General features: G+C 75.8%; 2 protein-coding genes and 1 pseudogene. All 3 read right to left on the bottom strand.

Annotation, left to right across the window (positions count from 1 at the left end; all coding sequences use genetic code 11):
* Positions 1–15 precede the first annotated feature (15 nt).
* Positions 16–12,099: pseudogene (locus LX83_RS36590) on the bottom strand (type I polyketide synthase); the annotation flags it as partial.
* Positions 12,100–12,127: 28 nt separating this feature from the next.
* Positions 12,128–12,307: a hypothetical protein gene (locus LX83_RS36585; RefSeq protein ID WP_253780498.1), complete on the bottom strand. Its 180-nt coding sequence runs from the start codon at positions 12,305–12,307 to the stop codon at positions 12,128–12,130.
* Between the two features lie 3 nt (positions 12,308–12,310).
* Positions 12,311–16,705 (bottom strand): SDR family NAD(P)-dependent oxidoreductase, encoded by a 4,395-nt coding sequence (locus LX83_RS36580; RefSeq protein ID WP_308204126.1) that lies wholly within the window; start codon positions 16,703–16,705, stop codon positions 12,311–12,313.
* Positions 16,706–16,719: the final 14 nt, after the last annotated feature.

Genomic DNA, 16,719 nt, shown 5'->3' with positions numbered 1-16,719 from the left:
TCGGGCTGGTACGCGTCACTGCTTGCCGAACTCGTTACGGATGAAGTCGAGGATGTCGTCGTCGCTGGCCTCGGCGAGCCGGTCGTCGACGGTCGCGCCGGCCGGGCCCACACCGGCCGCGACGGCGGCGACCGGCGTGCTCCAGGCGGTGACCAGGTCCCGCAGCCGCGACTCGACCTCGCGGCGGATCTCGGCGGCCGGGTCGAGCTGGGCGACCGCGGCCTCCAGCTGGTCGAGCTGGGCCAGGACCGGCAGCGCCGTCGGCGCGGCCCGGCGCAGGATCTGGTCCTCGATGTGGTCGACGAGTTCGTCCGGCGTGGGGTGGTCGAAGACCATCGCGGCCGACAGCGGCACCCCGACCGCCGCGGCGACCGCGTTGCGCAGTTCGACGCCGGTGAGCGAGTCGAAGCCGAAGTCCCGGAACAGCTTCTTGTTGTCCAGGAACGCCTCGGGCGGCAGGCCGAGGATCAGGCCGGCCTGGTCGCGGACCAGCTCCAGCAGCCGCCGGCGCCGGTCCGCCCCGGGCATCGCGGCCCAGCCCGGCGCCGGGTCGGCGGCCACCGCCGGGGTGGTCGGCCGCGCCGCGACCGAGGGCGCCGGCACCAGCGACCGCAGCACGGGCGCCAGCGTGCCCGCCGCGGCGTTGTCCGCCATCGTCTTCGGGTCCATCCGCAGCGGCAGCAGCACCGGCGCCGTGTCCCGGCCGGGGTTGTCCCAGGCGAGGTCGAACAGGTCCAGGCCCTCGTCGGGGGTGAGCGCCAGCATGCCGGCCCTGGCCACCCGGAGCTTGTCCACCTCGCGCAGCCGGCCGGCCATGCCGTCGTCGGTGTCCCACAGGCCCCAGCCCAGCGACGTCGCGGGCAGCCCGGCCGCGCGGCGGCGCACGGCCAGCGCGTCCAGCGACGCGTTGGCCGCGGCGTAGTTGGCCTGCCCGGCGCCGCCGAGCGAGCCGACCGCGGAGGAGAACAGCACGAAGTGCGTCAGGTCGAGCGCGGCGGTCGCCTCGTGCAGGACCAGTGCCGCGTCGGTCTTGGCCCGCAGCACGGTCGTCACCTGCTCGGCGGTGAGGTCGGTGAACGCGGCGTCGTCGTTGACCCCGGCCACGTGGATCACCGCGGTCAGCGGCTGCTCGGCGGGAACCGCCGCCAGCAGTTCGTCCACCCGCGACCGGTCGGCGACATCCGCGGCGACCAGCTCGGCCGGCACGCCCGTGGCCGCGATCTCGGCCAGCAGCCGCCGCGCGTTGGGCGCGTCCGGGCCACTGCGGCTGACCAGCAGCAGCCGGGCGGCCCGGCCGGTGCGGGCCAGTCGCACGGCCAGCCGCGCGCCCAGCGCCCCGGTCGCGCCGGTGACCAGCACCGTGCCCGTCGGCCCGGGCTCGGGTGTCCGGCTCGCCGCGGGCGCGGCGATCCGGGTCAGCCGGGGCAGCAGGAGCATGCCGGAGCGCAGCGCCTGCTGGGGTTCGTCGGCCCGCAGCAGTGCCGGGTCCACGTCGCCGGGATCGTCGGTGTCGACGAGGATCAGCCGGCCCGGGTGCTCCAGCTGCGCGGACAGCAGCAGGCCGCGCGCTGCCGCGCGGACCGGGTCGATCGGCTCGTCGCCGATGCTGACCGCCCGCTCGGTGCGCACCAGGATGCGCTTGTCCGCCTGCTGTTCGTCGGCGAGCAGCGCCCGCACCCGGGTCAGCGTGTCCAGCACGGCCGTCCGGGTGGCCGGGCCCACCTCGCCGGCAACGGCGGGCAGGTCGATCCGGAGAACGTCACCGGCGGGCAGCCCGGTGGCCCCGGGTGCCTCGGGCGCCGGGATCCACCGCAGCTCGTAGAGCGCGCCGCGGTCGTCCTGGTCGTCGTCGACTCCCGGCACCTCGGTGTGCAGCCAGTAGCTCTCCCGCTGGAACGGATAGGTGGGCAGGGCGGTGCGGCGGGCGCCGACACCCTCGAAGTAGCTCACCCAGTCCACCTCGACCCCGCGGGCGTAGAGCTGGCCCAGCCCGGCGACCAGGGTGCGCGTCTCCTCCCGATCGCGGTGCTGGGTGGCGGCCAGCACGGCGGTGGTGTCGTCGGGCAGGCAGGTGGCGGCCATTCCGGTGAGCACGCCGTCCGGGCCGATCTCCACGAACACGCCGGCGCCCGCCTCGCTCAGGGTGGCGACCGCGTCGGCGAACCGCACGGCTTCCCGGACGTGGCGCACCCAGTAGTCGCCGGTCCGCACCTCCGCGCCGGCCACCTGCCCGGTCAACCCGCTGACCAGGGCGATCTCCGGCTCGGCAAAGGTGATCCCGGCCAGCACCCGGGCGAAGTCGTCGAGCATCGGGTCCATCAGGGGCGAGTGGAAGGCGTGCGAGACCGCCAGTCGCTTGACGCGGGTGCCCGCCGCGGTGAACGTCGCGGCGAGCGCAAGCACCCGGTCCTCGGCGCCGGAGATCACCACCGCCTTCGGGCCGTTGACGGCCGCGATGCCGACGCCGTCGCCGTCGGCCGTGAGCGCGGCCCGCACCTCCGTCTCGGTGGCCTCGATCGCCGCCATCGCGCCGGGCGCCCGCAGCGCCTGCATCAACCGGCCCCGCGCGGCCACCACGGCGCACGCGTCCGGCAGCGACCACAGGCCGGCGCAGTACGCGGCGGCCAGCTCACCGATCGAGTGCCCGGCCAGCACGTCGGGGGTCAGCCCCCAGGAGCGGACCAGGGCGAAGAGCGCGACCTCGTAGGCGAACAGCGCGGGCTGCGCGTACTCGGTGCGGTGCACCGCGTCGGCGTCGTCGAACACGACCTCGCGCAGCGACCGGCCGAGCAGGCCGTCCATCTCCGCGCAGACCTCGTCGAAGGCCTTGGCGAAGGTGGGGAAGGTCTGGTGCAGCGCGCGGCCCATGCCGGGCCGTTGCGCGCCCTGACCGGTGAACAGGAACGCGACCCTGCCCGTCGCGTCCGGCGGGACCGGGCCGGTCCGGCCGGCCACCCGGGTCAGCTCCGCGACGAGTTCGGCGCTGTCGTGGCCGGTGACGACCGCCCGGTGCTCGAAGACGCTGCGGGTGACCACCGTGGAGTAGCCGACGTCCAGCGGGATCGCGCCGGGCTCGGCCAGCAGTTCGCGCAGCCGCCCGGCCTGGGCGCGCAGCGCCTCCGGGGTCCGCGCGGAGAGCACGACCGGCACCGGCAGCGCCGGGATGGCCTCGCGGTCGTCCGGTTCGTCGGCCGGGACCTCTTCGAGGACCACGTGGGCGTTGGTGCCGCTGATGCCGAACGCCGAGATCGCCGCCCGGCGTGGCCGCGAACCCCGCGGCCACGGACGCGCCTCGGTCAGCAGGCGCACGTCACCGGCGGCCCAGTCGACGTGCGGGGTGGGCTCGTCGACGTGCAGCGTCTTCGGCATCACCTGGTTGCGCAGGGCCAGCACCGACTTGATGACGCCGGCCACGCCCGCGGCGGCCTGGGTGTGGCCCACGTTCGACTTGAACGAGCCCATCCAGGCCGGTTCGGTGCGGCCCTGCCCGTAGGTGGCCAGCACCGCCTCCGCCTCGATCGGGTCACCGAGCTTGGTGCCGGTGCCGTGCGCCTCGATCAGCTCGACGTCGGCGGTGTCCAGCCCCGCGTTGGCCAGCGCGGCCCGGATCACCCGCTGCTGGGAAGGTCCGCTGGGCGCGGTCAGGCCGTTGGACGCGCCGTCCTGGTTGACGGCCGAGCCGAGCACCGTCGCCAGCACCGGGTGGCCGTTGGCGCGGGCGTCGGAGAGCCGTTCGAGCACGACCACGCCGGCGCCCTCGCCCAGCCCGAACCCGTCGGCGGCCGCGGCGAAGGGCTTGCACCGGCCGTCGCGGGCCAGGCCGCGCTGGCGGCTGAAGGTCAGGAACGAGGTGGGGTCGGACATCACCGCCACACCCGCGTTGATCGCCAGGTCGCACTCGCCGGCGCGCAGCGCCTGGGCCGCCATGTGCAGCGTCACCAGCGAGGACGAGCAGGCGGTGTCGACCGTGATGGCCGGGCCCTCCAGGCCGAGCACGTAGGAGACGCGGCCCGAGCCGACCGCGGCGGCACCGCCGGTGACCAGGTAGCCCTCCAGTTCCGGGCCGCCGGCGCGGATGCGCTCGCCGTAGAACTGGTGGGTCATGCCGAGGTAGACGCCGGTGCGGCTGCCGCGCAGCGAGCGCGGGTCGATCCCGCTGCGCTCCAGCGCCTCCCAGGAGGCCTCCAGCACGACCCGGTGCTGCGGGTCCATGGTGACCGCCTCGCGCGGGGAGATGCCGAAGAAGCGGGGGTCGAACTCGGCCGCGTCGTAGAGGAAGGCGCCCAGCTCGACGTAGGTCCGGTGCGGGGTGTCCGGGTCGGGGTCGTAGAGCTTGCCCAGCGGCCAGCCCCGGTCCTCCGGCAGCCCGGCGACCATGTCGGCGCCGTCCACCAGCGCCTGCCACATCCGCTCCGGCGTGTCGATGCCGCCGGGGAACCGGCAGGCCATGCCCACGATGACGATCGGGTCGGACTGGTCGGCGACGGCGGCCCGGATGACGGTGGGCGCGGCCGGCGCGGCCTGGGTCGCGAGCACCTCCTGGTCGAGGTGGCGGGTGAGTTCGTCCACGCTGGGGTGGTTGAAGATCAGCGTGCTCTGCAGCGGCACGCCGATCGCGGCGACGAGCCGGTCGCGCAGCTCGACCGCGGTCAGCGAGTCGAAGCCGATCTCGAAGAACGCGCGCCCGGGGTCGACGGCGTCCGTGCCGGTGTGCCCGAGCACCGCGGCCACCTGCTGGTGGACCACGTCGCGCACGGCCGCCGCGCGGGCCTGGGGGTCGAGGCCCGCGAGCCGCTCGGCCAGCCCGGACCCGGTCCGAGGGCCGGCGTCCGGGGACGCCAGCGCGCCGGTCAGGTCGGCCAGCAGCGGGCTGGGCCGCTGGGAGGTGAAGACCGAGACGAAGTCCGCCCAGTTGATCTCCACGACCAGCAGCGCGCCGCCGGCGCCGGTGAGCACCCGGCCGAGGGTGCGGACGGTGGCCAGCGGGTCCATCACGGGCAGGCCGCTGCGCCGCAGCGTGTCGTACACCTCGACGGACACCATGCCGGCCGCGCCGGCCCACGGCCCCCAGGCGATCGACCAGGTGGGCACGCCCTCGGCGGTGCGGCGCACGGCCCGCGCGTCGAGGTAGGCGTTGGCGCCCGCGTACACGCCGTGGTCGCCGGCGCCCCAGACCGCGACGCCGGACGAGAAGTACACGACGGCCTTCAGCTGGGCGGGGTCGAGTTCGGCCTCCAGGTTGATGATGCCGGTGACCTTGCCGCCGGAGACCCGGGCCAGCTGGTGGACCTCGGCCTGCTCGATCGGGCCGCCGTCGCCGACGCCGGCCGCGTGGATGACCGCGTCGATCAGCACGCCGTCGCCCTGCACGTCGCGCAGCATCGCGGCCACCGCGGCCCGGTCGCCGGTGTCGCAGGCGACGGCGACCGCCTCGGCGCCGAGTGCGCGCACCTCGGCGAGGATCTCCTCGGCGCCGGGCGCGTCCGCGCCACGCCGGCTGGTCAGGATGATCCGGCGGGCGCCCGCACCGGCCAGGAAGCGGGCCACGTGCCCACCGAGCGCGCCGGTGCCGCCGGTGATCAGGACCGTCGCCCCTGCGGCGCTCCAGCCGGGGGTGGCGGCGATGTCCGGGGCGCGGTGCATCCGGCTGCCGTAGCGGCCACCGGCCCGGATCGCGACCTGGTCCTCGCCGTCGGTGCGGGCGAGCGTGGTGGCGGCCAGCGCGGCGGTGTCCGCGTCCCACGCGACGGGCAGGTCGATGAGGCCGCCCCAGGTCCTCGGGTGTTCCAGGCCGACGCAGCGGCCCAGCCCCCAGACGATGGCCTGCAGCGGCGCGGCGGGGCCGTCGGCCGGGTCGACCGCCACGGCACCGCGGGTGGCGCACCACAGCGGGGCCGTCTCCGCGGCGACGTGCAGGGCCCGGACGGTGACGAGCAGGGCGGCGGCGCCCCGGGTCACGTCGGGGTAGGCGGTCAGCGGCCGCTCGTCCAGGCCGGTCAGGCAGAGCACGCCGGCCAGCGCGTCGGCACCGACCGCGTCCCGGATCAGGCCGGCCAGTGCCGCCGCGTCAGCGCCGGTGTCCGGTCCCGGCTCGGGGATCTCCAGCACCACGGTGCGGTCCGCCCGGTCGCGGACGACGTCCACCGCCGGCCCGTTGTCCTGGCCGGCGGAGACCAGCACCAGCCAGGTCCCGACGAGGCGGCCACCGGGTGCGGCCGGCAGCGGTGTCCAGTCGACGCGGTACAGCCACGACTCCAGTTGGGCGCGCTCGTGCCGGTTGCGCCGCCAGTCGGCCAGCGCGGGCACGACCGCGTCCAGGGCGGCCGGGTCGGCCAGGCCGAGGGTGGCGGCGACGCCGTCGACGTCGTGGTCCACCACGGCTTGCCAGAAGCGGTCGTCGGCGGGGTCACCGGTGCCGCGCGGCCGGTCGGTCTCGGCCGGCCAGAACCGGCGGCGCTGGAACGCGTAGGTCGGCAGGTCGTCGACGGGGGGCTCGCCGCCGGTGAACGCCCCGCCGAGGTCGCTGCGCACGCCCTCGACGTGCAGTCGGGCCAGCGAGGCCAGCATCCGGCGCGGCCCGCCGTCCTGGCGGCGCAGGCTGCCGGTGGCCACGGCGGTCACGCCGGCCTCCTCGGCCGTCTCGGTGATCGGCCCGACGAGCAGCGGGTGCGCGCTCACTTCGAGGAAGCTGGTGAAGCCCTGGCCCAGCAGCGCGGTGACCGCGGGCGCGAGCTGAACCGGTTGGCGCATGTTGCGGTACCAGTATTCGCCGTCCAGCTGGCCGGGTTCGGCCCAGTCCACGGTGACCGTGGAGAAGAACGGCACGGTCCCCGGCATCGGGGTGACACCGGCCAGGTCGGCCACCACGTCGTCGCGCAGCAGCTCCATGTGCGCCGAGTGCGAGGCGTAGGTGGCCGGCATCAGGCGTGCCCGGACACCGCGCCCGACGGCCTCGGCCACCAGGTCCTCGACGGCGTGCTGGTCCCCGCTGACGGTGACCGCGCGCGGGCTGTTCACCACGCCGATCTCCACGGCGCCGGCGAAGCGGGTGAGCCACGACTCGACGTCGGCGACCGGGGCGGCCAGCGAGGCCAGGGCACCGGGGTTGCTCAACGCCACCGCGCGCCAGACCCGGCGGACCAGGATCGTGGCGCCGTCCGACGGGGAGAGCACCCCGGCGACGCAGGCCGCGGCGACCTCGCCCTGGGAGCTGCCGATGACCGCCGCCGGCGTGACGCCGTAGGAGCGCCACAGCGCGGCCAGCGACACCATCATGGAGAACAGCAGCGCCTGGTTGACCAGCACTTCCGGCACGTCCTCCGGCACCGCGGCGCCGCGCGCCACGTCCGTGATCGACCAGCCGAGCAGTGGGGCGAACGCCGCGTCGCACTCCGCCCAGCGGGCCGCGAAGACCGGCGCGGTGTCCAGCAGTTCGACCGCCATGCCGTCCCACTGGGCGCCGTAGCCGGGGAAGACCCACACCGGTCCCCGGTCGAACGCCGTCGCGACCCCGGACACCACGTCGTCGCTGGTGCGGCCCTCGGCGACCGCCCGCACCCCGTCGAGCAGCCGGTCCCGGTCGTCGCCGACCACCACCGCGCGGTGTTCGAAGGCGGTGCGGCGCAGCAGCGCCCGCGCGACGGCCTCCGACCGCACGTCCGGGTGCTCGACCAGGTACGCGGCCAGCCGGGCGGCCTGGGCCCGCAGCGCGTCGGCGGTGCGCCCGGACAGCGCCAGCGGCACCAGCCCGGCGTCGGGCGACTCCCGAGGCCGCTCCGCCGGGTCGGCCGGGTCCGCCTCGGCCAGGATCACGTGGGCGTTGGTGCCGGACATGCCGAACGCGGACACCGCGGCCCGCCTCGGCCGGCCCGGGTCGGCCCACTCCCGCTGCTCGGTGAGCAGCCGCAGCGTGCCAGGCGACCAGTCGATCTTGGAGCTGGGCGGGTCCGCGTGCAGGGTGCGGGGCATGGTCGCGTGCCGCAGCGCGAGCACCGCCTTGATCACCCCGGCGATGCCGGCCGCCGCCATGGTGTGCCCGATGTTGGACTTGAGCGAGCCGAGCCAGAGCGGCTCGGCGCGGTCGGTGCCGTAGGTGGCCATCAGCGCCTGCGCCTCGATGGGGTCGCCGAGCGCGGTGCCGGTGCCGTGCGCCTCCAGCAGGTCGACGTCGGCGGGGCCGAGGCCGGCGTCGGCCAGCGCGTCCCGGATGACCCGCTGCTGCGCGGGGCCGTTCGGCGCGGTGAGCCCGTTGGAGGCGCCGTCGGAGCCGATCGCGGTGCCGGCCACCGTGGCGAGGACGCGGTGGCCGGCGCGCAGCGCCTCGGAGCGCCGCTGCAGCACGACCACGCCGACGCCCTCGCCCCAGCCGGTGCCGTCGGCGTCGTCGCTGAACGCCTTGCAGCGCCCGTCCCCGGCCAGCGCGCCCACCTGCGACACCAGTGAGATGCCGGCGGGTGTGGACATCACCGTCACCCCGGAGGCCAGCGCCAGGTCGCATTCGCCCTCGCGCAGCGCCTTCACCGCCAGGTGCAGCGCCACCAGCGACGACGAGCACGCGGTGTCCACGGTGACCGACGGCCCCTCCAGCCCCAGCACGTAGGACAGCCGGCCGGAGACCACGCTGGCCGCGCTGCCGGTCATCACGTAGCTCTCGGTCTCGGCCAGCCCGGTCAGCAGTTCCGCGTAGTCGGATCCGGCGACACCGGCGAACACGCCGGTGCGGCTGCCGCGCAGGTCGGCCGCGTCGATGCCGGCGTGCTCCAGCGCCTGCCAGGCCGTCTCCAGCAGCAGCCGCTGCTGCGGGTCCATGCCCAGCGCCTCGCGCGGGGAGATGCCGAAGAACCCGGCGTCGAAGTCGGCGATGGCGTCCAGGAAGCCGCCCCGCCGGGCGATGTCGTCACCGAGCGAGGCGGTGACCCAGCCGCGGTCGGTGGGGAAGGCGCCCACCGCGTCCGTGCCGTCGCGGACCAGCCGCCACAGGTCCTCGGGGTCGCGGACGCCGCCGGGGAAGCGGCAGGCCATGCCCACGATGACGACCGGGTCGTCGACGGCGGCCCGGCGGCGGACCACGACCCGTTCGGCGCCGCCCAGCAGTTCGTCCCGCAGGTACGCCACCACCGCCGCCGGGGTGGGGTGGTCGAAGACCAGCGTGCTGGGCAGCACCAGTTCGGTGTCCTGCGCCAGCATGTCGCGCATCCGCACCGAACTCAGCGAGTCCATGCCCAGCTCGGCGAAGGCCTGGTCGGCGTCGATCGCGGAGCGGTCGCGGTGGCCGAGCGCCGCGGCGGTGGCCGAGCGCACGCGGTCGAGCAGGCGGTGGCTCAGCTCCTCGGGGGCGAGCCCGGCCAGCGGGTGCGCGGGGCGGCCGGCCTGGCGCGGCGCGGCGGCGAGCACCACCGGGTGACTGGTCTCGGTGCCGCTGGTCAGCCAGTACCGCTCCCGCTGGAACGGGTAGGTGGGCAGGTCCAGCCGGGGCGCTCCCGGCACGGCGACAACGCGTTCCCAGGGGATCGGGGCGCCCGCCACGTACAGCTCGGCCAGCGCGGTCAGCAGCGATTCCGGCTCCGGCTGGTCGCGGCGCAGGGCGACGGCGACGGCGGCGGGGGTGGCCGAGCCGGCCAGGTTCTCCAGCGCCATCGGGGTGAGCCCGCCCGGGCCGACTTCGAGGTAGCCGGTGCAGCCGTCGGCGATGAGACGGCGCATCCCGTCGGCGAAGCGCACGGCGTGCCGGACCTGCTCGACCCAGTAGTCCGGGGTGCCGATCTCCGCGCCGGTGACCGGCTGCCCGGTGCGGGCGGAGACGATGGTCCGGGCCGGCGCCGAGTAGGTGACGCCGGCGGCGACCTCGCGGAAGCGCTCCAGCATCGGCTCCATCCGGGCGGAGTGGAACGCGTGGCTGACCGGCAGCCGCCGCGCCCGGGTGCCCCGGGCGGCGCAGGCGGCCACGATCGCCTCGACCGCGGCCACGTCACCGGCGACGACCAGCGAGGCCGGCCCGTTGACCGCGGCGATCTCGGCGTCGTGGCCGGCCTCGGCCAGCAGCCCGGGCAGGTCGGCCTCGGCGATCTCCAGTGCCGCCATGGCGCCGCCGTCGGGCAGGTCGTCCATCAGCCGGCCGCGGGCGGCGACCAGCGCGCACGCGTCGTCGAGGGAGAACACGCCGGCGACGTGCGCGGCGGCCAGTTCGCCGATGGAGTGGCCGAGCAGCACGTCCGGCACGATGCCCCAGGACTCCAGCAGCCGGCACAGCGCGACCTCGACCGCGAACAGTGCGGGCTGGGTGTAGCGGGTGCGGTCGATCAGCTCCGGGTCGTCGACGGCCGTGGCCAGCGGCCGCGGCAGCAGCGCGGTGAAGCGGGTGGCGATCTCGTCGAACGCCTCGGCGAAGACGGGGTGGGCGGCCCGCAGCCCGCCGGCCATGCCGACGCGCTGGCTGCCCTGGCCGCTCAGCAGGAACGCCAGCTTGCCGTGCGCGCGGGCGCGACCGCGGACCACGGCCGGGTCGGGCTCGCCCGCGGCGAGCGAGCGCAGGCCGGCCAGCAGCGTCTGGTCATCGGCGCCGACCACCACCGCGCGGTGGCTGAGCCGGGCCCGGGTGGTGGCCAGCGCGGACGCCAGGTCGTGGTCGGGGTGGGCCTGGGCGTACGCCTCGATCAGGCCGCCCTGGGCGCGCAGGGCGGCGGTGTCGCGGGCGGACAGCAGCAGCGCGCGGACCGGCCGGTGCACGGCGGGTGCTGGTGCGGTGGGTGCGGTGGGTGCGGGTTCGGCGTCCGGCACGGGCCGGGTCGGCGCCTGCTCCAGGATGACGTGCGCGTTGGTGCCGCTGATCCCGAACGCGGACACCGCGCCCCGGCGCGGCCGGCCGGTCTCCGGCCAGTCCCGGGCCTGGGTGATCAGCTCGACCTTGCCGGCGGTCCAGTCCACCTGGGGCGTTGGCGCGTCCACGTGCAGTGTGGCTGGCAGTCGCGCGCGGCCCAGCGCGAGCACCATCTTGATCACGCCGGCCAGGCCGGCCGCCGCCTGGGTGTGCCCGATGTTCGACTTGATCGAGCCGAGCAGCAGCGGTTCGTCGCGGTCCTGCCCGTAGGTGGCCAGCAGCGCCTGCGCCTCCACCGGGTCGCCGAGCCGGGTTCCGGTGCCGTGCGCCTCCACCACGTCGACCTGCCCGGCGCTCAGGCCCGCGTCGCGCAGCGCCTGCCGGATGAGCCGCTGCTGGGACGGGCCGTTCGGCGCGGTCAGCCCGTTGGAGGCACCGTCGGAGTTCACCGCGCTGCCGCGCACCACCGCCAGCACCGGGTTGCCCGCCGCCCGGGCCGCGGACAGCCGCTGCACGAGCAGCACCGCCACGCCCTCGCCCCAGCCGGTGCCGTCGGCCGCGGCCGCGAACGACTTGCAGCGGGCGTCGGCGGCCAACCCCTGCTGCTCGGCGAACTCCACGAACAGGCTGGGGTCGGACATCACGGCGGCGCCACCGACCAGCGCGGCCGAGCACTCGCCGTTGCGCAGCGCCCGGATCGCCAGGTGCAGGGCGACCAGCGACGACGAGCACGCGGTGTCCACGGACAGCGCCGGTCCCTCGGTGCCGAGCACGTAGGCGAGCCGACCGGAGGCCACGCTGTTGGTGGTGCCGGTCAGCAGGTGCCCGATCACCTCCTCCTGGGCCTGGGCGTCCCTCGGCCCGTAGTGCTGGTCGGCGATGCCCACGAACACCCCGGTGTCGCTGCCGCGCAGCGCGGCCGGGTCGATGCCGGCGCGTTCCAGTGCCTCCCAGGCCGTTTCCAGCAGCAGCCGCTGCTGCGGGTCCATCGCCAGGGCCTCGCGGGGGCTGATGCCGAAGAAGCCGGCGTCGAAGTCGCCGGCCGTGTCCAGGAAGCCGCCCTTGCGGGTGACCTCGGGGCCGAGCCGGCTGCTGTCCCAGCCGCGGTCGGCCGGGAACGGCCCGAGCGGGTCGCGTTGGTCGACGAGCAGTTCCCACAACTGCTCGGGCGAACTGACGCCGCCGGGATAGCGGCAGGCCATCGCCACGATCGCGATCGGCTCGGTGTTCGCCGACTCCAGCTCGTTCAGGCGCTGGCGAGTCCGCTGCAGATCGGCGGCGACCTTCTTCAGGTACTGCGCGACGCGCTCGTCAGTGGCCACGTTGTTCCCCTCCGTTCTCCGCGGGAGCGCCGCGCTCGCTGTCGATGAAGGCGATGCGGGCCGGGGCCTCGTCGGTGCCCGCGCCCGTGAGGTCCACAGTGGACAGCTCCGCCCGCACGGCGGGCGGCACCGCCCCGAGGTGCTGGGCGACGCGTTCGTCAGTGGCCACGGCCTACTCGGCTCCGTCCTCGGCCAGATCGCCGAACTCGCTGTCGATGAAGGCCAGGACCTCGTCGGTGCTGGCGTCGTCCAGATCGGCCACCTGCTGGGCCGACGGGGTGCTGGTGGTGTGCAGGCGCCGCAGCATCCGGCGCAGCCGCTCGGCCACCTCGTGCTGGGTGCCGCCGGCCGCGGTGACGGCCTCCAGTGCGGGTTCCAGGGCGTCCAGGCCACGCAGCAGCGCCGTGCTGGGATCCTGCTCGGCGGGTGCCAGCCGGGCGAGCAGGTGCGCGGCCAGGGCCTGCGGGGTGGGCTCGTCGAAGACGACGGCGGGCGCGAGCGCGGCGCCGGTGGCCGCGCGGAGCCGGTTGCGCAACTCCACCGAGGTGAGCGAGTCGAAGCCCTGCTCGCTGAAGGCCTGCGCGGGGTCGACGTCGGCGCCCGAGGCGTGCCCGAGCACGGCCGCGGCCTCGGCGCGGACCAGTTCGGTGAGCAGATGGGTCCGCTCGGCCGGTGCCAGCCCGGCCAGCCGGTCCGCCCAGTTCCGCTCCGGCGCCGCGGTCTCCGCCGCCGCCCGGCGCGGCGCCGGCGTGACCAGCGCGCGCAGCAGCGGGTGCACGTCCCGCTCCCGCCGCCGCAGGCCGGCCAGGTCGAGCCGGGCCGTGACCAGAACCGGCGGCTCAGCCCCGAGTCCCGCGTCGAACAGCGCCAGGCCGCGCTCGGGGGTGAGCGGCTCGACACCGAGCCGGCGCATTCGGCGGCGGTCGTCGGCACCCAGCGCCGCGGCCATGCCGTCCGCCTGCTCCCAGGGACCCCACGCGAGTGAGACGGCCGGCAGTCCCTGGGCGCGCCGGTGCTCGGCGAGCGCGTCGAGGAACGCGTTGGCCGCCGCGTAGTTGCCCTGGCCCGCGTTGCCGAACGCCGCCGACGCCGAGGAGAACAGGGCGAACACCTTGAGCCCGGTGGTCAGCCGGTGCAGGTTCCAGGCGCCGTCCACCTTGGGCCGCAGCACCGGCGCGAGGCGGGCCGGGTCGAGCGAGGCCACCACGCCGTCGTCGACGACCCCGGCCGCGTGCACCACGCCCGCGAGGCGGTGCTGCGCCCGCAGCAGGCGGTCGAGGTCGGCTGGATCGGCCACGTCGCAGGCGGCCACGGTGAGTTCGGCGCCCACCTCGGCCAGCTCGGCGCGCAGCTCGTCGAGGTCGGGTCGCTGCCCGCCGCCGCGGCTGACCAGCGTCAGGTGGCGGGCGCCGTGCCGGCGGGCGAGGTGGCGGGCGACCAGGCGGCCGAGCGAGCCCGTGCCGCCGGTGACGAGCACGGTCTCGTCCGGCTCGAAGAGCGGACCCAGCCGCAGCACGGCCTTGCCGACGATGGTGGCCTGGCTCAGCGCGCGGAACGCGTCCGGTGCGTGCGTGACGTCCCAGACCGTGTGCGGCGGCGGGGTGAGCGCACCGGTGTCGAAGTGGGCGCGGAACTCGGCCAGCAGCTCGGCGATCCGGTCGGGCCGCACGTCGCCCAGGTCGAAGTGCGCGTAGCGGACTCCCGTGTGGACGGCCGCGACCACGTCGGGGTCGCGCGGGTCGGTCTTGCCGAGTTCCACGAACCGGCCGCCGCGCGGCAGCGTGTCCAGCGAGGCCTCGATGAAGCCGCCCGCCAGCGAGTTGACGACCACGTCGACGCCCTGCCCACCGGTCGCGGCCAGGATCTCGGCGGCGAAGTCGAGCGTGCGCGACGAGCAGATGTGGTCGTCGTCGAGGCCGGCCGAGCGGAGGTGGTCGTGCTTGCCTGGGCTGGCCGTGGCGAAGACCTCGGCGCCGAGCAGCCGCGCGATCTGCACGGCGGCCGAGCCGACGCCGCCGGCCGCGGCGTGCACCAGGACGCGCTCCCCCGGCCTGACCGCGGCGACGTCGACAAGGGCGTACCAGGCGGTGAGAAAGGCGATGGGCACGGCCGCGGCGGTCTCACTCGACCAGCCGGCCGGGACCGGGGCCAGCGAGCGGGCGTCGGCGGTCGCGCTGTCCCCGAACGCACCACTGACCATGCCGAACACGCGGTCACCCACGCGCGGCCAGGTGACGTCGTCGGCCACTTCGGTGACCACGCCTGCGGCCTCGATGCCCATCTCGCCCTCGCCGGGGTACATGTTCAGGGCCATGAGCACGTCGCGGAAGTTGACGCCGGCGGCGCGCACGGCCAGGCGCACCTCGCCGGCCGCGAGCGGTCTGGGGTCCTCGGTGACCGGGGCGAGCCGCAGATCGGCGAGTGAGCCGCGATCGCCCGCGGCGAGCCGCCACGGCCCGGCCGGCAGGGACAGCGGCGGCCGGGCCCGGACCAGCCTCCGCCGGTGCGCCGTGCCGTCGCGCACCAGGATCTCGGGCTCGTCGGTGGCCAGCGCCTCGACCGGCAGCGTCTCGTCCGCCAGGTGCACGAGCAGGATCCGCTCGGGGTTCTCGGTCTGCGCCGTGCGCACGAGTCCCGCGAGCGTGGCGTGCGCCAGGCCGCCGCGGACCAGCACGACCAGGCGGCTGTTGGCGAGCCGGTCGGCGGCCAGCCAGCCGCGCAGCAGGGTGAGCCCCCACTCGGCGGCGGCGTGCGCCGCCACGACGGGATCGCCCCCGTGCGCGGGGCAGCAGACCAGCACCGTGTCCGGAGCGCCGACCTCGTCCAGGCTCGCGTGCTCGGTGACCGTGGCGTGGCGGCGCAACTGGTCGGCCAGGCCGGGCGGACACTCGCCGACCAGTGCGCAGGCGCCGGTCGTGCGGCCCGGGTCGGCGACGATGTCCAGCGGCTGCCAGTCGACCTCGAAGAGCGCGTCGCCGATACCGCCCGCGACGGGCAGCAGCTGGTCGCGGCCGACCGGGCGCAGCGCGAGTTCGCCGATCTCGGCCACGGGCGAGCCCTCGGCGTCGGCCGCGAGCAGTGCGACCGAGCCGTCGGACTGCTCGGTGAGCACAACGCGCAGGGTGCGGGCGCCGGTGGCGTGCACCTGAACGCCGTGCCAGGCGAACGGGAGTCGGGTCGCGGGCACGCCGTCGCGGAGCAGGCCCATGGCGTGCAGGGCGGCGTCGAACAGGGCGGGGTGCACGGCATACCCGTCGACGCCGGTCCCCTCGTCGAGGGTGACCTCGGCGAAGACCGCGCCGTCACCGCGCCAGGCACGGGTGAGGCCGCGGAACGCCGGCCCGTAGTCGAATCCGGCCTCGATCAGCCCCGGGTAGAACCCGTCCACGTCCAGCGCCGGCGCGTTCGGTGGCCACGGCAGCACCGGAGCGGCCGACGACGCCGCGCCGAGACGACCGGTGGCGTGCCTGGTCCAGACCGCGACGTCCGCACCGTCGGGCGCCGAGAAGATCGCAACCGTGCGCTCGCCCTGCTCGTCCACCGCGCCAACGACCACCTGGACGCGGTGCCGCTCGTCGCCGGTGAGCACGAGCGGCGCGCTGAGCGTGAGTTCGACGAGCCGGGGCGCGTCGAGGGCGGCACCACCGGCCAGGGCCAGCTCAACGAATCCGGTGCCGGGGAAGAGAACCGTGTCGAGGACCCGGTGGTCGGCGATCCACGGGTGGGTGGCCGCGGCGAGGACACCGGTGAAGACCGTGCGGTCACCGTCGGCCGCGGGGACGCAGGCCTGCAGGATCGGGTGGCCGGTGTCGCGCAGGCCAGCCGCGGCCAGGTTGCCGGTGGAGCGCGCCGGGCCCGGCCAGTAGGTGTGGTGTTGGAAGGCGTAGGTGGGCAGGTCGGCGTGGGCGCCGCGCGGCAGGATCTCGGTCCACTCAGGATCGAAGCCACGCTGCCACATCCGGCCCAGCGCGTCGAAGAGCTGGTCGTGGTCCTTGCGCTGGGCCGGGATCGCCACAACCGTGTCGTCGACCTCCGCCACCATCGGTGTGAGCACCGCGTCCGGGCCGATCTCCAGGAACGTGTCCACCCCGTCGGCGATGGCGGCGCGCACGGCGTCGGCGAAACACACCGTGGCCCGAACCTGATCCACCCAGTACTGAGGTGTGGTGATGTCACCGCCCGCACCGCTGGTGGTGATGACCGGGATCCGCGGTTCGTGGAACTCGACGTCCTCGAACACCGCGGCGAAGTCGGCCAGCATGGGTTCCATCAACGCCGAGTGGAACGCGTGCGAGACCCGCAACCGCTTCACCCGCGCACCAGACTCAGCCAGCCTCTGGGCGAGCGCGTCGATCTCGCCTTCCGGTCCGGAAAGGACAGTCGAGGTCGGACTGTTGACCGCGGCAATCGAAATGCTCTCGGGCACGTCGATCACCGGCCGGTCCACGGCCAGCATCGCCCCGCCGGCGGGGAGTGCTTGCATGAGGCGGGCTCGGGCGGTCACCACCCGGCAGGCGTCCTCCAACGACCACACCCCCGCGACCACGGCGGCGGCCAGCTCACCCACCGAATGCCCGATCA

It is taken from the genome of Goodfellowiella coeruleoviolacea (assembly GCF_024171785.1).
Classification (GTDB): domain Bacteria; phylum Actinomycetota; class Actinomycetes; order Mycobacteriales; family Pseudonocardiaceae; genus Goodfellowiella; species Goodfellowiella coeruleoviolacea.
The sequence above is the reverse complement of the archived record's forward strand: the minus strand, read 5'-3'. Positions and strand labels throughout refer to the sequence as shown.